At 71.8% G+C, this 20063-nt stretch carries 21 protein-coding genes; 7 read left to right on the top strand and 14 right to left on the bottom strand.

Translation table 11 applies throughout. From position 1 onward, the window contains the following. Window positions 1–77: 77 nt before the first annotated feature. The 3 genes from AC27L4_RS00480 to AC27L4_RS00470 are packed head-to-tail and all read left to right on the top strand — an operon-like array spanning window position 78 to window position 2736. Window positions 78–683 carry a dimethylamine monooxygenase subunit DmmA family protein gene (locus tag AC27L4_RS00480; protein ID WP_487139987.1) on the top strand — a complete coding sequence of 202 codons (606 nt, stop codon included), beginning with the start codon at window positions 78–80 and terminating at the stop codon, window positions 681–683. Next, window positions 680–1645 carry a PDR/VanB family oxidoreductase gene (locus AC27L4_RS00475; protein WP_487139986.1) on the top strand — a complete coding sequence of 322 codons (966 nt, stop codon included), beginning with the start codon at window positions 680–682 and terminating at the stop codon, window positions 1643–1645. The genes AC27L4_RS00480 and AC27L4_RS00475 overlap by 4 nt, the downstream gene beginning before the upstream one ends. Window positions 1646–1695: 50 nt before the next feature. Then, window positions 1696–2736, top strand: a complete 1041-nt coding sequence (locus AC27L4_RS00470) for a heme-dependent oxidative N-demethylase family protein (RefSeq protein ID WP_487139985.1) — start codon at window positions 1696–1698, stop codon at window positions 2734–2736. Between the two features lie 25 nt (window positions 2737–2761). On the opposite strand, the gene AC27L4_RS00465 is transcribed toward AC27L4_RS00470, so the two are convergent. Next, on the bottom strand, window positions 2762–3388 hold the full coding sequence (locus AC27L4_RS00465) for a glutathione S-transferase family protein (RefSeq protein WP_487139984.1): 627 nt from the start codon (window positions 3386–3388) through the stop codon (window positions 2762–2764). 29 nt (window positions 3389–3417) lie between these two features. Between AC27L4_RS00465 and AC27L4_RS00460 the strand changes: the two genes are divergently transcribed. Further along, entirely contained in the window at window positions 3418–3837 is a 420-nt protein-coding gene (locus AC27L4_RS00460) for a type II toxin-antitoxin system Phd/YefM family antitoxin (protein WP_487139983.1), read from the top strand. Continuing rightward, window positions 3834–4268 carry a PIN domain-containing protein gene (locus tag AC27L4_RS00455; RefSeq protein ID WP_487139982.1) on the top strand — a complete coding sequence of 145 codons (435 nt, stop codon included), beginning with the start codon at window positions 3834–3836 and terminating at the stop codon, window positions 4266–4268. The genes AC27L4_RS00460 and AC27L4_RS00455 overlap by 4 nt, the downstream gene beginning before the upstream one ends. A 26-nt stretch (window positions 4269–4294) precedes the next feature. Here AC27L4_RS00455 and AC27L4_RS00450 read toward each other — a convergent pair whose 3' ends face one another. The 3 genes from AC27L4_RS00450 to AC27L4_RS00440 all read right to left on the bottom strand — a co-directional run bounded on the left by AC27L4_RS00450 (window position 4295) and on the right by AC27L4_RS00440 (window position 6138). Beyond that, window positions 4295–4774: a thioesterase family protein gene (locus AC27L4_RS00450; protein WP_487139981.1), complete on the bottom strand. Its 480-nt coding sequence runs from the start codon at window positions 4772–4774 to the stop codon at window positions 4295–4297. A gap of 1 nt (window position 4775) precedes the next feature. Next, window positions 4776–5729, bottom strand: a complete 954-nt coding sequence (locus tag AC27L4_RS00445) for an L-carnitine dehydrogenase (protein WP_487139980.1) — start codon at window positions 5727–5729, stop codon at window positions 4776–4778. 124 nt (window positions 5730–5853) lie between these two features. Next, window positions 5854–6138 carry a DUF3303 domain-containing protein gene (locus AC27L4_RS00440; protein ID WP_487139979.1) on the bottom strand — a complete coding sequence of 95 codons (285 nt, stop codon included), beginning with the start codon at window positions 6136–6138 and terminating at the stop codon, window positions 5854–5856. A 157-nt stretch (window positions 6139–6295) separates the two neighbouring features. Between AC27L4_RS00440 and AC27L4_RS00435 the strand changes: the two genes are divergently transcribed. Next, window positions 6296–7201, top strand: a complete 906-nt coding sequence (locus tag AC27L4_RS00435; protein ID WP_487139978.1) for a DMT family transporter — start codon at window positions 6296–6298, stop codon at window positions 7199–7201. Here the strand turns inward: AC27L4_RS00435 and AC27L4_RS00430 are convergent. The 5 genes from AC27L4_RS00430 to cbiE form a co-directional block, all read right to left on the bottom strand. After that, window positions 7100–8065 carry a DMT family transporter gene (locus AC27L4_RS00430; protein WP_487139977.1) on the bottom strand — a complete coding sequence of 322 codons (966 nt, stop codon included), beginning with the start codon at window positions 8063–8065 and terminating at the stop codon, window positions 7100–7102. The two genes, AC27L4_RS00435 and AC27L4_RS00430, sit on opposite strands and share 102 nt — an antisense overlap. A gap of 153 nt (window positions 8066–8218) precedes the next feature. Next, entirely contained in the window at window positions 8219–9319 is a 1101-nt protein-coding gene (locus AC27L4_RS00425; RefSeq protein ID WP_487139976.1) for an AI-2E family transporter, read from the bottom strand. A gap of 104 nt (window positions 9320–9423) precedes the next feature. Further along, entirely contained in the window at window positions 9424–10185 is a 762-nt protein-coding gene (gene cobM / locus AC27L4_RS00420; protein WP_487139975.1) for a precorrin-4 C(11)-methyltransferase, read from the bottom strand. Continuing rightward, entirely contained in the window at window positions 10182–10574 is a 393-nt protein-coding gene (locus tag AC27L4_RS00415; RefSeq protein ID WP_487139974.1) for a cobalamin biosynthesis protein, read from the bottom strand. The genes cobM and AC27L4_RS00415 overlap by 4 nt, the downstream gene beginning before the upstream one ends. Then, window positions 10571–11794, bottom strand: coding sequence for a precorrin-6y C5,15-methyltransferase (decarboxylating) subunit CbiE (gene cbiE / locus AC27L4_RS00410; RefSeq protein ID WP_487139973.1), 1224 nt, complete (start codon window positions 11792–11794; stop codon window positions 10571–10573). The genes AC27L4_RS00415 and cbiE overlap by 4 nt, the downstream gene beginning before the upstream one ends. Window positions 11795–11814: 20 nt before the next feature. Here cbiE and AC27L4_RS00405 point away from each other — a divergent pair, with 20 nt between their 5' ends. Continuing rightward, window positions 11815–12570 (top strand): cobalt-precorrin-6A reductase, encoded by a 756-nt coding sequence (locus AC27L4_RS00405; protein ID WP_487139972.1) that lies wholly within the window; start codon window positions 11815–11817, stop codon window positions 12568–12570. A gap of 413 nt (window positions 12571–12983) precedes the next feature. On the opposite strand, the gene cobJ is transcribed toward AC27L4_RS00405, so the two are convergent. From cobJ to cobN, 5 genes are read right to left on the bottom strand one after another with little or no spacing between them, the layout of a single operon-like run. After that, window positions 12984–13724 carry a precorrin-3B C(17)-methyltransferase gene (gene cobJ / locus AC27L4_RS00400; RefSeq protein WP_487139971.1) on the bottom strand — a complete coding sequence of 247 codons (741 nt, stop codon included), beginning with the start codon at window positions 13722–13724 and terminating at the stop codon, window positions 12984–12986. Window positions 13725–13744: 20 nt separating this feature from the next. Next, window positions 13745–14476 (bottom strand): precorrin-2 C(20)-methyltransferase, encoded by a 732-nt coding sequence (locus AC27L4_RS00395; RefSeq protein WP_487139970.1) that lies wholly within the window; start codon window positions 14474–14476, stop codon window positions 13745–13747. After that, complete coding sequence (locus AC27L4_RS00390) at window positions 14473–15102, bottom strand: precorrin-8X methylmutase (RefSeq protein ID WP_487139969.1); 630 nt, start codon at window positions 15100–15102, stop codon at window positions 14473–14475. The genes AC27L4_RS00395 and AC27L4_RS00390 overlap by 4 nt, the downstream gene beginning before the upstream one ends. Further along, window positions 15089–16525, bottom strand: coding sequence for a precorrin-3B synthase (gene cobG, locus AC27L4_RS00385; protein ID WP_487139968.1), 1437 nt, complete (start codon window positions 16523–16525; stop codon window positions 15089–15091). Before cobG ends, AC27L4_RS00390 begins: the two co-directional genes overlap by 14 nt. Beyond that, window positions 16522–19983 (bottom strand): cobaltochelatase subunit CobN, encoded by a 3462-nt coding sequence (gene cobN, locus AC27L4_RS00380; protein WP_487139967.1) that lies wholly within the window; start codon window positions 19981–19983, stop codon window positions 16522–16524. Before cobN ends, cobG begins: the two co-directional genes overlap by 4 nt. Between the last annotated feature and the right edge of the window lie 80 nt (window positions 19984–20063).

The following is a 20063-nucleotide window of genomic DNA, read 5'->3' as shown; positions in this document are numbered from 1 at the left end:
GCCCCGGCCCGCCCCGCCGGCGCCAGGTCACGGGCGGCGGCGACGCCGCCCGGCAATTCGGAGACGAAGACAGTTCCATGCTCGTTCACGGCATCAAGAGCCGGCCGGTCTACGGCACGCTGAAGGCCAGTCCGGTCGGGACATTGCACCTGATCATCGCCGACGCGGAAGGCGCGCAGGCGATCCTCGACATGGCGGCAACCGCGCCCGAAGGCTTCTTCGACAAGGCGCACATCATCTACGTGCCGGCCGGGGCGGCGCCCAAGGACTACGGCGCCAAGCTGCAGGCGCTGACGCCGAACCAGTTCTACCAGGGGCCGACGATCGCGGCGGCGCTGCCGCGCCTCGCCCAGACGCTGGCCACCGCCCATATGGGCACGCAGATCTACCTCGCCGGCACCGAGGGCCTGATCGGCCAGGCGATGCGGCTGGCGATCGAGGCCGGCGTCGACCATGCCTCGATCCAGACCGAGCATCGCGGCTCGGAAGCGCGCCGCGTGCAGTGCGTGCACTGCAAGGGCATCACCGAGGATGTCCGCACCCAGCCGGCCGTCTGCGCGCATTGCGGCCTGACGCTCCTGGTCCGCGACCACTACTCGCGCCGCATCGCCGCCTTCCAGGGCGTGCGCATCGACGCCGAGGAGCCGGGCGTCATCCCGCCGACCGAGGAGCTCTTCCCGTGAGCGACAAGACGCCGAAAATCGCGGTGCGCGTCACCGAGATCACCGACATCACCCCGCTGATCAAGCGCTTCCGCTTCGAGGCGCGCGACGGCGCCAGCATGCCGGTCTTCTCGGGCGGCGCCCATGTGGTGGTGGAGATGCGCGACGGCGACACGCTGCGCCGCAACCCTTATTCGCTGATGAGCCCGCCGCAGCAGACGCAGAGCTACACCATCAGCGTGCGGCGCGACGACGTCGGGCGCGGCGGCTCGCTGTTCCTGCACAACAAGGTCCGGGAAGGCAGCGAGCTGCTGATCAGCCATCCCGTCAACCTGTTCCCGGTCGACCATCGCGGCCGCAAGCACCTGCTCTTCGCCGGCGGCATCGGCATCACCCCCTTCCTGGCGATGATGGCCCAGCTCGCCGCGGAGAACCGGTCCTTCGAGCTGCACTACGCCGTGCGCTCGACGGCGCACGGCGCCTATCTGCAGGAGCTGGCGGCACGGTACGGCCAGCGCATCCACGTCTATTGCGACGACCAGGGCGAGGCGATCCCGCTGCAGCGGCTGCTCGGCACCCAGCCGCTCGGCACGCATCTCTATGTCTGCGGCCCGGCCGGCATGATCAACTGGGTGCTGTCGACCGCCCGCGCCTGCGGCTGGCCGGAGCAGGCGCTGCATTCCGAGCAGTTCCTGGCGCCGGCCTCGGGGCAGCCCTACGAGGTGACGCTGGCGCTGTCCGGCCGCACGGCGCATGTCGGTTCGCACCAGAGCATGCTGGAGGCGATCGAGGCCGCGGGCGTCGACGCGCCCTATATGTGCCGCGGCGGCGCCTGCGGCCAATGCGAGGCCAGGGTGCTGTCCTGCGACGGCACGCTCCTGCACAACGACCACTACCTCACGGCGGAGGAGAAGGCGTCGGGCACCAAGATCATGCCCTGCGTCTCCCGCTTCGAGGGCCGCAGCCTGGTGCTCGACCTGTGACCGCGCCCGCGCTCCGCCGTCGACACGCTTGATGAGAAGGATGGGATAGGATGGGCATCGAATTTCGCCAGGAAACCTTCCGCGACGACTTCACCTTCCGCAACAGCCCGGCGGCGATCCGCCGGTTTCCGTTTCCGTTCGACAAGGACAACTACATGTATGCCGTGAACATCGAGCCCCATGTGCTGGGGCCGAAGGGATCGGTCTACGAGAACCTGATCGACGTCGACGAGCACTACGTCTCGGAGATGCGGGACCGGGCCATCGTGCTGAAGGAAGACCCGCTGCGCTGCCAGTCGCTGCCGCACATGACGCTGGCGGGGTGGGATCTGCTCGAGCTCCTGATGGAGCAGCAGGCGCTCGGCTATCCCGAGCATTTCGAACTGCACCGCGACGGCGACACATGGCGCTGGATCAACCGGCCGCTCGGCATCGACGACACCTTCACCTTCGGCGACGTCTCCACGCTGCCCTATGGGCCGATGGAGTACATCACCCGCCAGTCCCAGGGCGATTTCTGCCTGCTCGACCAGCGCGACGGCAATCTGTGGATGGACGCCGGCATCGTCACCACCCAGGCCGACTGGTCGCTCGACTTCGACATCGGCATGAACTTCATGGAATGGCACGGGCCCGTGCCGCTGGCGCACCAGATCGGCGTGTTCGAGCGGGCGCTGAAATTCATGCTGAACCTGCGCCAGGGCTCGCCGGTGCGCCGCTTCAACTGGACGATGACGGTCAACCCTCGGCTCGACACCAGCCCGGAGAACTATCACAAATGGGGCGTCGACCGCATGTCGGTGACGCCGGAGAATGTCGGCGACAAGGTGCATCTGCGGGTCGAGCTGCAGACCTTCTTCCGCCTGCCCCGCTCCAACGCCATCGTCTTCCCGATCCGCTGCTACCTGATCAAGCTGGAAGAGCTGGTGACCGTCCCGAAATGGGCCCGGCGCATGCACCGCGTGCTGCGCGACCTGCCGCCCGAGCTGATCGACTACAAGGGCCTGACCCGCTGGCGGCCGATCGCGCTCGACTACCTGTCGCAATTCGACGACGGGGCAGAGACCTCGCCGGGCACCCGGCCGGACTGAGGGGCGGGAGGCCGGCCCCCGCCGGTCACGCCGGCGGGATGAAGGGCTGGGCGATCTCGCGAAAGGCCACCTGGGCCTCGCAACAGGCGGCGTGCGCGACGATGCCCGGCCAGCGCGCCGCGTCGAACAGCCCCGCATGCACCTCGAGCAGGAAGCGGAACACGCAGGCGACGGCGATGTCGGCATGGCCGAGCCTGTCGCCGAACCACCAGGGCGTCGGCCGGGCTGCCCGGTCGGCCTCAAGCGCGTCGAGGGCCGCGCCGATCTGGGCGCGGCAGCGTTCGACCAGGGCCGGTGCCGGCTCTCCATGGAAGGCGCGCTCGTAGGCGAGGGAGACGACCTTGTCGCCCGCGCCCGTCGCCAGGGCGCAGACCTTGAGCGCCTGCCGCCGCGCCGGGCCGCGGGCCGCCATCAGGGCCCTCCCCTCGCCGACGACCTCGTCGAGATGGTCGAGGATCGCCCCGCTCTCGATCAGCACCTCGCCATCGTCGAGCACCAGGGTCGGCACCCGCCGCAGCGGATTGTAGGCCACGACCCGCTCGCCGCCGGCGAAGGTCGACCAGGGGCGGTGCTCGAAGGCGAGGCCATAGAGGCGAAGGGCGATGGCGACGCGGCGGACGAACGGCGAATCATACTGGCCGATGAGGATCAAGGCCGGCTCCTGCGGATGCGAGCGGCATCATGGCCGCGCCCGGCCGAGCGGCGCAAGATGCCGGTGCGCCGATCCGACGATGCTCTCCACTTAAGCCGTTCAAGGCACGTGATGAACTGGTCAGCATGACTAGAATCTCCCCCCCTTCTCCCCCGGATTCCACGAGGGCTCGGAACCGGACGCGTGGCCGTCGACCTGGCAGCTGGCTGCTGCAAGAGGCAAAAGCTCGTTTCAGCGAGCTTGTGCGCCGGGTCCACAGCGAGGGGCCGCAGCTCGTGACCGTTCACGGGCGGGATGAAGTCGTCGTCATCTCGGTGGAGGAATTCCGTCGTCTCAAGGGAGAGCCGACAGGCAGCGGATTGATCGCTGCCATGCAGGCTTCCCCGCATCACGACCTCGATATCGAACCGGAGCGCCCACGGTTGCCCGTGCGCGATGTCGACTTGTGACGGGGTGGCTGCTCGACACGAATATTCTGTCCGAGCTGCGTCGCGCCAGGCCGGAGCCCAGCGTTCTCGCGTTCATCGCAGCCGAGCCTCTCGACAGCCTCCATGTCAGCGACGTGACATTTGCCGAGATCCGCTTCGGCATCGAGCTCATCGAGGATGCCAATCGCCGTGCCGATCTCAACGACTGGCTCACCCACAAGGTGCGGCCGATGTTCGATCGACGCATTCTCGCCATCAGCGAGGACATCATGCTCAAGTGGCGATTGCTGGTCGAAGACAGCCGGAAAGCAGGCCATACCTTTTCCCAGCCCGACCTGATCATTGCCGCGACGGCGCTCCACCACGGTCTCACGGTCGTTACGCGCGATACGAGAGACTACCAGCGAGCGCGCGTACCCACGTTCAACCCGTGGATCGCAGGGCTGGACTGACGCGCCGGCCGTGATGCCCGCCGCTCCTATCGCCGGATCGCGATCCCCTGCCCCGCCGCGTCCGGCACCGGCAGGCCGGCGTGCTGGCGGGCGAGGTCGTCGAGGATCGCCGCGGTCTTCTCCAGCCAGGGGGCAGAGCGGGGCTGCTCGCCGGACTGGTCGATCGACATCAGCAACTGCTCGGATGTGGCGGCGAGGATGTCGCGCGCCGTGTCGTGCATGGTCAGGAACACCCGGGCCCGCTTCGCGTCGATCTCGAGGAGCTGGGCAGAGACCAGCAGCGGCGCGTCGAGCTTCACCTCGCGCAGGAAGCGGACATGGGTCTCCAGCGTGTAGAGAGTGCGATGGGTCGAGGCCCGCGTCTCGGCGTCGAGCCCGACATGCTCCAGGAACTCGTCCACGGCCCGGGCGAAGATGACGGCGTAGTAGCCGTCATAGAGATGGCCGTTGTAGTCGATCCATTCGGCGCGCACCACCTCGCGCAGCAGCGGCATGGGCGAGGACATGTCAGATCCGTCCCTGCAGGCCTTCGGCCTCGGGCCAGTACTTCTTCACCAGGGCGAGCAGCTCGATCAGGAAATCGTCGCGGCGGCGCTCCAGCGCCTTGATCGAGCGGCCGGCGGCCTGGTGCTCGCAGCCGTCGGCGACCCGATCGATCAGGTCCTCGGTCAGCTCCGGCGCCACCAGCTTGGTCCAGGGCAGCTTCAGGGCCGGGCCGAACTGGTGCAGCATGTGGCGCATGCCGCCTTCGCCGCCGGCAAGATGGAACGTGAGGAAGGTCCCCATCAGCGACCAGCGCAGGCCGCAGCCATAGACCACGGCGGCGTCGATCTCCTCGGTGGTGGCGACGCCGTCCTTGACCAGCCAGAGCGCCTCGCGCCAGAGCGCCTCCATCAGGCGGTCGGCGACGAAGCCTTCGATCTCGGTGCGCACGTGCAAGGGACGCATGCCGATGGAGCGGTAGAAGTCCATGGCGGCGGCGACAGAGGCGGCGGCGGTCTTCTCGCCGCCAAGAACCTCGACCAGAGGCAGAAGATAGACCGGATTGAACGGGTGACCGACGACGAAGCGCTCCGGCCGCTTCATCCGGGCCTGCAGCCGGCTCGGCAGCAGGCCGGACGTGGAGGAGGCGATCAAGGCCTCCGGACGGGCGGCGGCATCGATGCGGGCCAGCAGATCCTGCTTCAGCTCCTCGCGCTCGGGTGCGTTCTCCTGGATGAAGTCGGCCGCCGCGGCCGCCGCCTCGACCGAGCCCAGCACCATCAGGCGGCTGCGACTTGCTCCCGGCGCCAGGCCCTGGCGCTCGAGCGCCCCCCAGGCGTTGTCGATCGCCTGGTGCAGCCGGGCCTCGCCCTCCGGCGCCGGATCCCATGCGACGACGTCATGGCCGTGCGCCAGCGCCCGCGCCGCCCAGCCGGCACCGATCACGCCGGTTCCGATGATCGCGACCGTCTTCGCCATGCCCGTCCCTCCGGTTTGCCTGCCCGAATAGAGCCGCTGGCGCGGTCGATCCCATGGCGGCAAGCGACAGGAAGGAGGCCGGGCGCGACATCACGCGCACCGCTCCGGCGCGGACGGCAGGCGCTCACCCCTCACGGTCGAGCGCGGCGTTGACCACAGCCGTCGTCTCAGGCGACGGCAGCACCGGCACGACCTCGAACTCGACGAGGTCGGACCATTCGAGGATCCAGGCCTGGAGATGGGCGATGTCGTCGCATTCCATCAGCTGGAAGCAGCGCTCGAAGCTCGGCTCGATCCAACTGCCGGCATAACGCAACTCGGCCGGCGCCTGGCGACCCCGCTCGCGGAAGCGGCGGTAAACCGCCTTGGCGTCGCGGTCGCGGAAGCGCTCGATGACCATGAACAGCATGACGTTCTCCTGCGATCGCCGAGCCATCTTCCCGGAATGGCCGCCGGCCCGCAACCCGGCACCACAGAGCGCGAGGCGACATGCCTGCGTCGGTTTGTGTCTGGCGGCGCAGCCGGCTTCGTGCAAAGGCTGGTCCGTCTCATCCAGTCTCCCCGCCATGACCTGTGCCACCGAACGGCCCGCCGCCGATCCGACGACGCCCGACGCCGATCACCGCCTCGGCGTCATCCTGGTCGCCGGCTCGGCCGTGGCCTGGAGCCTCAGCGGCGTGTTCGCACGCCTGCTCGGTCCCGGCGTCGACGTGTGGACGGCGGTGTGCCTGCGTTCCGCCATCGGCGCCGTCTACATGGCGATCGGCATAGCGGCGGTGCATCGCGGGCGCGGGCTCACGGCCCTGCTCGGCATGGGCCGGATCGGCCTGATCATGGCGCTGTTCGGCGCGGTCTCGATGGTGTCCTTCATCGGCGCCTTCTTCTACACCAGCGTCGCCAACGTCTCGGTGATCTATTCCACGACACCGTTCATCGCCGCCGCGCTGGGCTGGCTGGTGCTCCGCGAAGCGGTGCCCGCCCGCACGATGATCGCGGCCGCCATGGCCCTGGTCGGCGTGATCATCATGGTCTCCGGCTCCTTCGCCGCCGGACGGCTGCTCGGCGACAGCCTGGCCTTCCTGATGGCCGCCTCCTTCGCCGTCATGGCGGTGCTGGTCCGGGCGCGGCCGAAGCTGGAGATGCTGCCGGTCAACTTCCTGGTCTGCCTGCTCGCGGCCGCCTTCGCCTTCCCCTTCTCCCATCCCGCCGGCGCCGGCCCGATTGACGTTCTGGTGCTGGCGGCCTTCGCCTTCACATCGATCGCCCTCGCCTTCTTCATGTTCCTGGCCGGGGCACGGCGCATTCCCGCGGCGGAGGCCGGGCTGATCACCACCCTGGAAGTGGTGCTGTCGCCGCTCTGGGTGTTCGCGCTATTCGCCGAGAACCCGGGCGGGCCTGCGATCGTCGGCGGCGCCATCGTGTTCACGGCCGTGGTCTGGCACATCCTCGACGACCGGCGGCGCCGCGGCTGACCGCCCCGTCCCGACGGCCGAGAGCAGCACGCCGGCCAGGAGGATCAGTCCACCGAGAATTGTGGCGGGCCGCGGCCGCTCGTCGAAGATCAGGAACACCCAGATCGGCCCCAGGATCATCTCGGTCTGGGCCAGCAGCGTCAGGCGGTTGGCCGGCACGGTGCGGGCGGCCATGTTGAAGAGCAGGATGCCGACGCCGATGAAGACCGCACCATGCAACATGGCCATGGCGCTCTCGAACGCCGAGGTCCAGAACGGCGCGCCGCTCGCCCAGACCACGAGGGCCATGGCTCCTGCGGTCATGAGCGCATAGTCGGCCACCGCCCCCGACATGTCGCGGCCGCGGCCGAGCCGGGCGACGATCGAATAGAGCGCGAAGGTGACCGCCGAACACACCGCCGCCACGTTGCCGACCATATTGCCGGCGCCGAGCTCGCTGCCGGTCATCACCAGCAGGCCGAGGCCGCCCAGACCGATCGCCGCCCAGGTGACCATGCCGACGCGTTCGCGCAGGAACAGCCAGGCGAACAAGGCGCCGAGGAGTGGAGCGCTGGCGCTGAACAGCATGGCGTTGGCCACCGTCGTCGCCTTCATCGCGAAGATGAAGCACAGCGCCGAGACCGTCAGCGCCAGGCCGCCGACGAGGCCGAACCAGCCGCTGTCGAGCATCTGCCGCAGCGGCGAGCGCCGACCCCAGGCCGCCATGGCGAACACCATCGGCACCAATCCGAAGGAGCGCCAGAGCAGGTATTGGAACGCGTCGAGGTTCGGCGACAGCCGCACGGTGATGCTGCCGAAGGAGAACATCACGCCGGCGGCGAGCGCCAGGCCCGCCCCCCAGATTGCAGTGCTCGCAGGGGCCATCGCGGTCCGAACCAGGCAAGGCGGGAACCCGCACCATGTCGCAAGACGCGGCGCAAACTATCCCAAATGCGACGGGCCGCGTCCGATTCAGGCGACATCGGGCACACAAATGTCGGCCATCTCAAAGGCTCATGGACCGAGCCCGCGACGGGATCATCCTTCCAGGAAATGCCCGATGGCATTGAGAGGCCGGGTGCCGTCGCAGACGATCTTGGCGATGGCCAGCATGGGGACGGCCAGGATGGCGCCCGGTGCGCCCCACATCCAAAACCAGAAGATCAGCGAGATGATCACCAGCACCGGGTTGAGCGTGAAGCGGCGCGCCAGCAGCATCGGCGTGATCATCTCCCCTTCCAGGAGATGGATGCCGAGATAGAGGGCCGCCGGCAGCAGGGCCGGCCAGAAGCCGTCGAAGGTCAGGAGCCCGGCCAGGGCGAACAGCGCCAGGCCGGCCACCGGGCCCATGATGGGCACGAAGTTGAGCAGGAAGGCCAGCACGCCCCAGAACACGGGATCGCCGAGGCCGCAGGCCCACATGGCCAGGCCCGCGGCGATGCCGACCGCGGCGTTCATCAGCGTGATGGTGACGAGATAGGCGGAGATGTTCTCCTCCACCTGCTGCGACAGCTCCACGGCCTGACGCTTGTCGCTGAAGCGCGGCAGGATCTCGACGAAGCGGCGCAGGAAGGTGTCGCCGGAGACGAGCAGGAAGAACAGGATCAGGATCGTCTCGAAGAAGCCGCCGGCGAAATGCTGGGTGCCGCTGAACAGCGTCTCGGTCAGGCCGATGCGGGCACCGCCGCCGCCGTCGATCTCGCGCAGGAAGGACTGCAGCGTGGCGATCGGACGACTGAGCACCTGCAGATGCTCCTCCAGGCGCGGCAGCCCGGTCGGCAGCTTCTCGGCCCAGCTCGAAGCCGGCCCGGCGACGGCGGCGCCGAGCCCGACGATCACGGAGAACAGGGCGGCGATCAGCATCAGTGCGGCGAGAGCCCGCGGGAGGCGCAGGCGCTCCAGCAGGCGCATGCCGGGCTGGAGCAGCAGCTTCAGCACGAAGGCCAGCACCAGCGGCAGGATGATCTCGGCGGCGACATAGGCGACCGTCAATATGGCGAGGGCCAGGAGGCAGCTGAGGATGACGAACGTCTTGTCGATGCGGGGCGGAAAGTCGTCGGCGATGGGAATGCCCGCATCCGCCGGCAATTCGACCCCATTCCCAGGCGTGTCGGCGGCCGTCTCGGCGAGTCCATGCATCGGGCAGCATCCCCAGACGGCGGCCCCGGATGGTCCGCCCCTGCGATAACGCCGGGATGTCCGCGGGAGTTCCCAGGCCCGGACCGAGCCGGGACAGGGCCGTCTCAGCCCTCGAATCCGCGATAGCGCCGCCGGTAATCGGGGTCGTAGAGGGCGCTCTCGCGAAAGTCCTCGGCCGCCAGCGCCGGGCCGATCAGGATCAGCGCCGTGCGCTCGATCGGCTCGGCCGCGACCCTGGCCTCGATGTCGCCGAGCGTGCCGCGCAGCACCCGCTCGTCCGGCCAGGTTGCGCGGAACACCACGACGACCGGACAGGCAGGGCCGTAATGCGGCAAGGTTTCGGCGACGACGCGGGCGAGGGCGTGGATCGACAGATGCACCGCCAGCGTCGCCTTGGTCCGCGCGAAGGCATCGAGCGTCTCGGTCGGCGGCATCGACGAGGCCCTGCCGGAGGTGCGGGTCAGCACCACCGACTGCGCCACCTCCGGCAGGGTCAGCTCGCGCCCGAGAACGGCCGCTGCCGCGGCGAAGGATGGTACGCCCGGCGTGACGGTGTAGGGGATGCCGAGGGCGTCGAGCCGTCGGGTCTGCTCGCCGAGGGCGCTCCAGATCGACAGGTCGCCGGAGTGCAGCCGCGCCACGTCGTGGCCGGCGGCATGGGCGGCGGCGATCTCCGCCATGATCAGGTCGAGGGTCAGCGGCGCGGTGTCGACGATGCGCGCATCCGGCGGCGCGAGGGCGACGATCTCCGGCGGCACCAGGGAGCCGGCATAGAGACAGACCGGGCAGCGCGCCACCAGATCACGGCCGCGGACGGTGATGAGATCGGGCGCGCCGGGGCCGGCACCGATGAAATGGACGGTCACGGGCGATCCTCCGACATGGCGATGGCACAGGTGGCGCTGCGGCTGGCGATGCGCGGCTGCACGAGCCGCGAAACGGGGCCGGCCCCGGCCAGCGCCGCGGTCTCGGCCACGCTGGCCAGGCCGGTCAGCGCCACCACGCGCTCCGAGACCGTGATGGCGCGCGGCTCGGCGAGCTTCATCACCGATTCGGGTATCAGCACAAGCGGCAGGCCGAGGAGCCGGGCCGCCTCGGCCAGGCCGGTCTCGCCATGCTTGAAGGCGGGGGCGAACAGGCCGGACAGGCGCGCCATCGGCAGCTCCGCCTTCGCCATGGCAAGGCGGGCCAGCTCGACGATCTCCTGCGCGCCGCAGCCCTTGCGGCAGCCGAAACCGGCGGCAACGATGGTCATGGCTTGGTCGTGCTCCACTGCGTCACCGGCATGGCCGGCTTCCAGCCATGCATCGTGCCGATCGAGGCGATCCGCTCGACCGACAGGCGCACGAGATCGCCGCCATGGCGTGCGAACCAATGCCCCAGCAGCGCCTCGGTTTCCAGCGACACCGCATTGGCGACGAAGCGCCCGCCCGGCCGCAGCGCCGTCCAGGCCGCCTCGAACACGCCGTCATCGCCGGCTCCGCCGCCGAGGAACACCGCGTCGGGCGGCTCCAGCCCGGCGAGCGCCGCCGGGGCGCGGCCCTGGACGATGGCGAGCCGCGACACGCCGAGGGCGGCGGCATTGCGGCCGGCCCGGGCGGCGCGGTCCGGATTCTCCTCGATGCCGACGGCCCGGGCGGCCGGGTCGCGCAGCAGCCATTCGATGGCGATCGAGCCGGCTCCGAGGCCGATATCCCACAGCAGCTGGCCCTTCAGCGGACGCAGGGCCGAGAGCGTCACCGCCCGGATCTCGCGCTTGGTGAGCTGGCCGTCATGCTCGAACATGTCGTCGGGCAGGCCGGGCGCGAGCGGGATCGGCCGCGCCCCCGGCCCGGCGACGACCTCGACGGCGAGGACGTTGAGAGGATCGATCGCCGCGAGCGCGAAGGCGTCGGCCCGGGCCGCGCGGATCGCCTCCCGCGGCCCGCCGAGCGCCTCCAGCACGGTCAGCCGGGAGGGGCCGAAGCCCATCTCGACCAGCCGGCCGGCGACCTTGGCCGGCGTCGTCCCGTCCCAGGTCAGCGCCAGGATGCGGGCGCCGGGCTGCACGTGGGGGGCGATCGCCTCGAAGGGCCGGCCGTGCAGCGAGATGGCGGCGCAGTCCTGCCGGGCCCAGCCGAGCCGGGCGGCGGCGAGGGAAAAGGCCGAGGGCGCCGGCAGGCAGGCGATCTCGTCGGCCGGGACATGGCGCGCCAGCGTGGCGCCGACGCCCCACAGGAACGGGTCGCCCGAGGCCAGCACGACGACGCGCCGGCCGCGCCGGGCGAGCAGCAAGGGGATGGCGTCGGTCAACGGGCTCGGCCAGGCGAGGCGCTCGGCCGCGCCGGCGGGAACGAAGGCGAGGTGACGGGCCCCGCCGACCAGCAGCTCGGCCGCCGCCACCACGGCCCGGGCGGCGGGCGACAGGCCGTCAAGGCCGTCCTCGCCGATGCCGACGATGGACAGCCAGCGGCCGGGATGGTTCAACGCGGTCATCGCAACACCCCACGGCGGCCATGATCCTGATCCTCGGCGGCACCACCGAAGCCTCGGCGCTGGCGCGCCTGCTGGCGCAACGGCCGGAGATCGCGGCCCTGCTCTCGCTCGCCGGCCGCACCCGCCAGCCGGCGACGCCGCCGATCGCCCATCGCATCGGCGGCTTCGGCGGGGCGGCGGGGCTCGCCGCGTTCCTCACCGCGCGGACCGTCATCGGCGTCGTCGACGCCACCCATCCCTTCGCCGAGCGGATCTCGGCCAACGCCCTCGCCGCCTGCCGCGAAACCGGCACGCCGCTCCTCGCCCTCCGCCGCCGGCCCTGGGCTCCGATCGAGGGCGACCACTGGACCGAGGTGGCGGACGCGGGGGCGGCGGCGCTGGCGCTCGGCACCGCGCCCCGACGCGTCTTCCTCACCGTCGGCCGCCTGGAACTCGACGCCTTCCTGGCTGCGCCACAGCACGATTACCTCATCCGAACCATCGATCCGCCCGAGAGCCTGCCGCCGCGGTCGCGGCTGATCCTGGCGCGCGGCCCCTTCGCCGAGGACGAGGAGCGCCGGCTGCTGGCCGACGAGGCCATCGAGGTGGTGGCGACCAAGAACTCCGGCGGCAGCGCCACCTACGGCAAGATCGCGGCGGCCCGCGCCCTCGGCCTGCCGGTGGTGCTGATCCGCCGACCCGAGGCGAGCGAGGCGGCGGCCGTCGAGACCGTGGCGGAGGCGATGGCGTGGATCGAGGGCGTCGTCGCGCGCGCGCGCCTCTCCCGGCCGGGGTGAGGATCCAAGGGCTCGTTCGGGAACGCGTGCTTCGTTACGCCTGGGGCACTCCCTCTCGACCGTCAAGCCCGGCCATGACGCTGAGGTTGACTCGCTTACGGGCGAGCGGCCCCTGAAGCTCCCGTTCGGGGATGACAGCTTCAGGCGCGACGCCGGCCGATCCCCTCCCCCCTGTGGGGAAGGGTAAGGGAGTCGGGGTCGTTGGCGTCGGGCTCGTCCTATCCTGCACGACCCCCACCCTTTATCCCTCCCCACCCATCTCGGGTGTTCCCGAGATGGGCAGACAAGGAAGGCAAGTCGGAAACATCCGACTTGCCGGGGGAGGGAAGACGCGGGCGTCGCGGCAAGCCTGGAAGCGTGGCGTCTCGCACGGCCGGACGAGAGGTAGCGGCGGTTGCGGAGCGCAGGCTCTTTCACGCCCCCTCCTCCCAGTTGCGCGGGGTGTAGACCCAGGGCTCGCCCTCACCGCGCTCGACCAGCCGCGTCCGCGACGAGCCGACGATCACCAGGGTGCGCATGTCGACCTCGGCCGGGTCGACCGTGAGAAGACTGGTGCGGACGATCGCCTCGTCGGGCCGGCCGACCGCCTTGGCCAGCACCACGATCCGGTCTCCCGCCGCGGCGCGCAGCACGTCGAAGGCGCGGGCGATCTGGTGCGGTCGGGCTTTCGAGGCAGGGTTGTAGAGGGCGATGACGAAATCCGCCTGCGCCGCCGCGACCAGGCGCTTCTCGACCAGGCTCCAGGGCTTCAGATTGTCCGAGAGCGAGATGGCGCAGAAATCATGGCCCAGCGGCGCGCCGAGACGGGAAGCGGCGGCGAGCATGGCGGTGATGCCGGGCGCGACGGCGATGTCGAGGCTGCGCCAGGCCGGCGGGCCGGCTTCGACCGCCTCGAACACCGCCGCGGCCATGGCGAAGACGCCGGGATCGCCGCCCGAAACCACGGCGACGCGGCCTCCGGCGGCGGCCAGCTCGAGCGCGTGGCGGGCCCGGTCGATCTCGACGCGGTTGTCGGACGCATGGCGCCGGGCAGCGGACGGCGGCACGCGCGCGACATAGGGCTCATAGCCGACGATGTCGGTGGCCTCGGCCAGCAGCGCCCGCGCCTCGTCCGTCAGCCAACGCTCGGGGCCGGGCCCGAGGCCGACGATCATCAGGCGGCCGGATCCTCCCGTCACAGGCAGCGCCCCCGGCCCGGCACCAGGATCATGGCGAAGTAGGGCGCGCCCTCGTAGCCCGCCGGCGGCAGCGGCAGCACCTTTTCGCCGGCCATGGTGCCGCGTTCGACATAGACGGCGCGGCCGGCAAGGCCGAGTTCCTCCAGCACGGCGCGCGTCTTGGAGAAGTGGCGGCCGAGCTTCATGATCACGGCGGCGTCGGCGCGCGAAAGATGCTCCTTGAGCGCAGCGCGCGGCAGCGTCGCCGGCAGCACCGCCAGCACGTCGTCGCCATAGGCGATCGGCGTCCGCGCGCGGGTCCAGCAGCCGGCCATGCCCGACACGCCGGCGACGATCTCGGTGTCGTAGGCGGCGGAGAGGCGGTGGAACACCGGCATGAACGAGCCGTAGAAGAAGGGGTCGCCCTCCGACACCACCACCACGTCGCGGCCGGCGTCGAGATGGGCGGCGAGCCGGATCGCCGCCGCGTCGTAGAAACCGGAGAGCGCACCCTGATAGGTCGCGCCGTCGGCCGGCTCCTCCGTGGTCATCGGATAGGCAAGCTGCTCCTCGATCACGCCGTCGGCGAGAAAGCCCTCGACGATGGCGCGGCCATGGCCGCGCTGGCCCTGCTTGCAGAAATAGGCGAGCACCGGCGCGGCCTTCAGCAGCCGGGCGGCCTTCAGCGTCATCAGCTCGGGGTCGCCGGGACCGACGCCGACGCCGTAGAGACGGCCTTTCCCGCTCATTCGACGTCGCTCGCCAGCGCGTTGACGGCAGCCGCGGTCATGGCGCTGCCGCCCTTGCGGCCGCGCACGATCAGCCAGGGCACCCGGTTCCAGGCGGCGAGCTCATCCTTGGATTCGGCGGCGCCGACGAAGCCGACGGGAATGCCGATGATGGCGGCCGGCGGCGGCGCGCCGGCATCGACCATGTCCATCAGGCGATAGAGCGCGGTGGGGGCGTTGCCGATGGCGACGACCGCGCCGGCCAGCCGGTCGCGCCACAGTTCGAGGGCGGCGGCGGTGCGGGTGTTGCCGATCCCGGCGGCGAGCCCGGGCGTGCGCGGGTCGTCGAGCGTGCAGATCACCTCGTTCTGCGCCGGCAGGCGGGCGCGGGTGACGCCGTTCGCCACCATCTTGGCGTCGCACAGCACCGGCGCCCCGGCCCTGAGGGCGGCGCGGGCGGCGGCGGCGAAGCCGGGCGCCATCGCCACGTCGGCGGCGACCTCGACCATGCCGCAGGCATGGATCAGCCGCACCACCACGGGCGCCTCCTCGGCCGTGAAGCGCGACAGGTCGGCTTCGGCGCGGATGATGGCGAAGGAACGGCGGTAAATCTCGGCGCCGTCGCGGATATAGTCACGGTCTGGCATTCTTCGGGCTTCTGGGCGTGAACGTCGAGGGATCGAGCCCGGCGAGATGGGCGGCCATCTCGTCGGGCGGCATCAGCGGTGTGGCGCTGGGTGACATGGCGGTGGCATGGAAGGCAAGGCCGTAGCGTCCGCCGCCGGCGACGAGCATCAGCGTCGCCGGCGCCCGGCGGGCGCAGCCTTTCGGGCAGCCGGACACGTGGACCGTGACGCCGGGGCCGAGATGCGGGGCCAGCGCCTGCGCAAACAGCGTGGCGTCGCGCTGGGTCTCGCCTTCGCCGGAGGCGCAGGCCGGGCGGCCCGGGCAGGCGGCGACGGCGAGGCGCGCATCGGTGGCATCGACCACCAGGCCGAGCCCTGCGACCTCCTCGGCCAGGGTGGGAGCGTCGGCTTCCGCCACCGGCGCCAGCAGGATCGCCCGCCAAGGCGTCAGGCGCAGGCCGGAGCCTCGCTCGGCCGCGAGCGCGGCGAGCCCGTCGAGCTGGGCGGCAGTGAGGCGGCCGAAGGGAATGGCGGCGGCGAAGCAGCCGGCGGCGGGGATGTAACCGGCGAGGCGGTCGATGGACGGGACAGCGGCGGCGGATAACGGCTGCATGCGCGACGCCGGCCGCTCCCCTCCCCCTTGTGGGGAGGGGTAAGGGGGTGGGGGTCCCTCAGGACAAGGCGAGCCCTTCGTCAACGACCCCCACCCTTTATCCCTCCCCACAAGGGGGAGGGAAGACCCGAGCGTCGCGGCAGGTTCTGAACCGGCGAGTCCCGCACTGCCGAAAGCAAACTCGATCGGCCCCGCCCCCACCCTGCCGACCACATCGCGGAAACGCCGCTCCTCGCCGATGCGCAGGGTCAGGAACGCCTCGGCCAGCATCGCTGCCGCGGGTACGAGGCCGGCGGCGGCGACGAGGCCGAGCGCCGCGCCGCCGGCCTCCACGGCGAAATGCTCGCCGCCCGCCGCGACGAAGCGCACATCCGCCTCGACGCCGTCGAGCGGCAGGCCGCCGCCGCCGTCGATCAGGAACAGGAATTTTGCCGGCAGGGCGTGCAGGCGTCGATTGGCCGCGAGCTCGCGCTCCAGCGCCGCGGCAAACGGCACGGCATCGATCGGGGCGGCCGGGTCGAGCCCGGCCAGCGGGCTCGCCAGCACGTTGCGCACGGTCTCGCCGGCCGCATCGGCGTCGAGCAGGCCGAGGGCGGCGAGGCGGGCCTGCAGCGGAAGAAGCGTTGCCTCCCCGACGCCGCGCAGCTGCAGGTTGGCGCGGGCGGACAGGTCGATGAGGCCGTTGCCGAAGTCGCGGGCGGCGGCAGCCAGCGCCTGCGCCAGGGCCGGAGGCACAACGCCGCCGGTGATGCGCACGCGCACCAGCAGTCCGTCGCCCGTACGCATCGGGCGCAGGGCTCCCGGACACCAGCCTCGGCGGCGATCGCTCATTCGGCGGCCTCCCTGCCGGCATCGAGCAGCAGGGCCGCGGAGTTGCGGCGCGGCTGCCACAGGCCGCGGCGGATCGCTTCCGCCAGCCGCTCGCGAATGGCCCGCGCCGCGCCGGGATTGGCGGATTGCAGGAAGCTCCACACCGCCTCGTCCTCGACATAGGCGGCGTGCAGCCGGTCGAAGGCGGCGCTGCCGACCACACCGGCCGTGGCGGCGAAGGCGAACAGGCTGTCGGTGGCGTTGGCAAGCTCGGCCGCGCCGGCGAAGCCGTGGCGCATCATGCCGGCGATCCAGCGCGGATTGGCGGCACGGCCGTGGACGACGCGTGCCACCTCCTCGGCGAGGCTGCGCAGCTTTGGCGTCTCGGGATCGGTGAGGTCGGCATGGTAGAGCGCCGCCTCGGCCCCGAGCGCCGCCAGCGCCGCGCCGAAGCCGCCCTGGAAGGCGGCGAAGGTGACGTCGTCGAGGATGTCGATCTCGCGATGGTCCTGGCCGTGCACATGCGCGTCGGCGGCGGCGACGCGGCCGGCGAAGGCCGCCTCGGCCGCCTGCCCGTCCATTCCGGCACCGTAGGCATAGCCGCCGGCTGCGAGATAGTCGCGGCCGAGATCGGCCCGGTCCTGCCAGGCGCCGCGGGCGAGGCGGTCGGAGATGCCGGCGCCGTAGGCGGCGGGGGCGGCGCCGAAGATGCGCAGCGGCCGCGCTTCCCCGGCCCGGCGGGCGGCGGCGAGCGGATTCCATTCATCCTCCTCGTCGAGGGCGGCGACGGCACGCACCGCCTCGTCGATCAGGACGATCTGGCCGGCAAAGACGTCGCGGAACAGGCCGGAGATCCGCAGGGTCACGTCGACGCGCGGCCGGTCGAGCCGGGCGAGCGGCAGCACCTCGAAGCCGCGGACGCGGTTGGAGGCGTCGTCCCACAGCGGCGCCACGCCGAGCAGCGCCAGGGCCTGGGCGATGTCGTCGCCGCCGGTGCGCATGCCGGCCGAGCCCCAGAGATCCATGACGACGCGGCGCGGATGCTGGCCGAAATCCTGGAGATAGCGGCGGACCACCTCTTCCGCCGCCCGCGCGCCGATGGCGGCGGCGGCGCGGGTCGGCACGGCGCGGGGGTCGAGCGTCGTCAGGTTGCGCCCGGTCGGCAGCACGTCGGCGCGGCCGCGGGTCGGCGCCCCGGCCGGACCGGGCGACACGAAGCGCCCGTCGAGGCCGGCGAGGAGGCCGGCCATCTCCGCCTCGCCCGTGGCGTCGAGGGCGGCGGCGAGCGCCGGCCGCCGCTCCTCGCCGCCGGTGCGGGCGAGCGCGTCGAGCAGCAGGCCGTGCTCGCGCGGAGCGCGGCCGAAGACGTGCAGGCCGTCGCGGATCTGCATCTCCTTGACGTCGCAGAGGAAGGCGTCGAGCCGGGCCAGGGTCTCGTCCTCGTCGGCGCCCGGCGCGATGCCGCATTCGGCGGCGAGGCCGCCCTCATGGGCGCGCTCGACGATCGCCCTGCGCAGATGCGCCATGCGGCGGCGGTCGAGCCCGTCGGCCGAGGCATATTCGTCGATCAGCCGCTCCACCTCCTCGGCCGCGCCGCTGAGGCCGGCGGCGGCGAGCGGCGGCGTCATGTGGCCGATGGCGACGGCCCCGAGCCGGCGCTTGGCCTGCGCCGCCTCGCCGGGATTGTTGACGATGAAGGGATAGAGCACCGGCAGCGACCCCAGCGCCACGTCCGGGAAGCACGACGCCGACAGCGCCGCCGCCTTGCCGGGCAGCCATTCCAGCGTGCCATGCGTGCCGAGATGGATCATGGCATCGGCGCCGAAGCGCTGCCGCAGCCAGAGATAGAAGGCGAGATAGCCATGCCGGGGCGGCAGGTCGGGCGAGTGGTGGTCGGCCTTGCGGTCGAGCGCCGCGCCGCGGTCGGGCTGCACGGCGACGGCGACGTTGCCGGCGAGGAGCACCGCGAAGCGGAAGGCCCCGTCCCGGCAGGCAGGGTCGCCAGCCGGATCGCCCCAGGCCGCGTCGAGAGCGGCGATGACCGCCGCCGGCCGGCCGGCGAGCCAGTCGCGATAGGTGGCGAGGGGGAGGATGGGGGCGGGGGACGGGAGACATGTCCCCGGAGGGCCCCGACCGACGGTTGCGGCAGGTGGCGCGACGTCCGCATCTTCCCTCCCCCTTGCGGGGAGGGATAGAGGGTGGGGGTCGTCGAGAACGGGACGCGCCTCATCCTGAACCAGCCCGCGCATCAGCGCCCGCTCGTCCCTCGGCCGCCCCTCGATCCGGTACCCCTCGGCCGCCAGGCGGTCGAGGATGGCGAGGGTCGAGGCTGGGGCGTCGAGGCCGACGGCGTGGGCGGTGCGGCCGTCGGCGCCGGGATAGTTGGAGAGGATCAGCCCGAGCCGGCGCCGGTCGCGCGGCGTCGCGGCAAGGCGCGCCCAGGCGGCGGCCCGGTCGGCGACCGCGGCGATGCGCTCCTCGTGCGGACGATGCACGGTGCGGACGATGCCGCCTTCCTCCACCTCGGCCTTGAACGAGACGACGCCGGCCAGCAGCCGGCCGTCGAGCTCCGGCAGGGCGACGTGCATGGCCAGGTCCGTGGCGGACAGGCCGCGGCTCGAGCCTTCCCAGGCCTCCTCGCCCGAGCCGGCCGTCACCACCTGCAGCACCGGGCAGCCGGCGGCATCGAGCGCCGAGCCTTCCCTCTCGCGCCGGGCGGAAAAGGCGGTGGCGTTGAGGATCACCGCCGGGCGGATGCGCCGCAGTTCCGCTTCGATCCAGCCGGCCGTCTCCTCGTCCTTCAGCGAACCGACGAACAGCGCCGTGACCGCCAGCCCGCGCCCGGCGAGCGCCTCGGCCAGGGCATCGATCGGAGCCGTGTCGGCCGCAAGCAGGATGGAGCGGTAGAAGACGATTGCCGCGGTCCCGGCCGCATCGCCGCCGGCGGGGAGGCCGGCATGGATGCCGTGCTTGGGCAGGGCGACGGGCGGCGGCGCCTCGCCCCGGTCGAGGCCGCCGAGCCGGGCGATATGGCGCAACGCGGCCGCCGCATTGGCGCCGCCCCCCTCCCGCCAATAGGCCTCCAGCCGCTCGAGATCGGCCGCGGCCACGGTGGAGAGCTCGGCGAGGCGGGGATCGGCCCGGCCGTCGCCCGGCAGCAGCGCCAGGGCGATGCCGTGCCGGCGGGCCACGGCGCCCAGCTCCTCCGCCCCATAGCGCCAATAGTCGACGCCGCCGAGCAGGCGCACCAGGATGGCGCGCGCATGACGGCAGACGCTCTCGACATAGAGGTCGACCGACATCGGGTGACGCAGCCTGGCGAGCGGCGCCACGCGCAGCCCTTCCAGGCCGCCGGCGGCGGCCAGCGCCAGATCGCTGTCGGTGAAGGACAGGAAGACGACGTCGCCCGGCGCCTGGCCGAGATCGACCGCCGCCTCGGCGGCGTCGAGCGAGCGCGTGTCCTGCGGGAGAAGATGCATCGTGTCCTACCGCACCAGCGCGACCTGCCGGCCCCCGGCACAGCCGCGGCCTGGCGCCGCCCGGGAAAAGAGCCTTCGGG

It is taken from the genome of Labrys sp. Lb11, from assembly GCF_057554225.1.
This window is presented reverse-complemented; position numbering and strand designations above follow the sequence as displayed.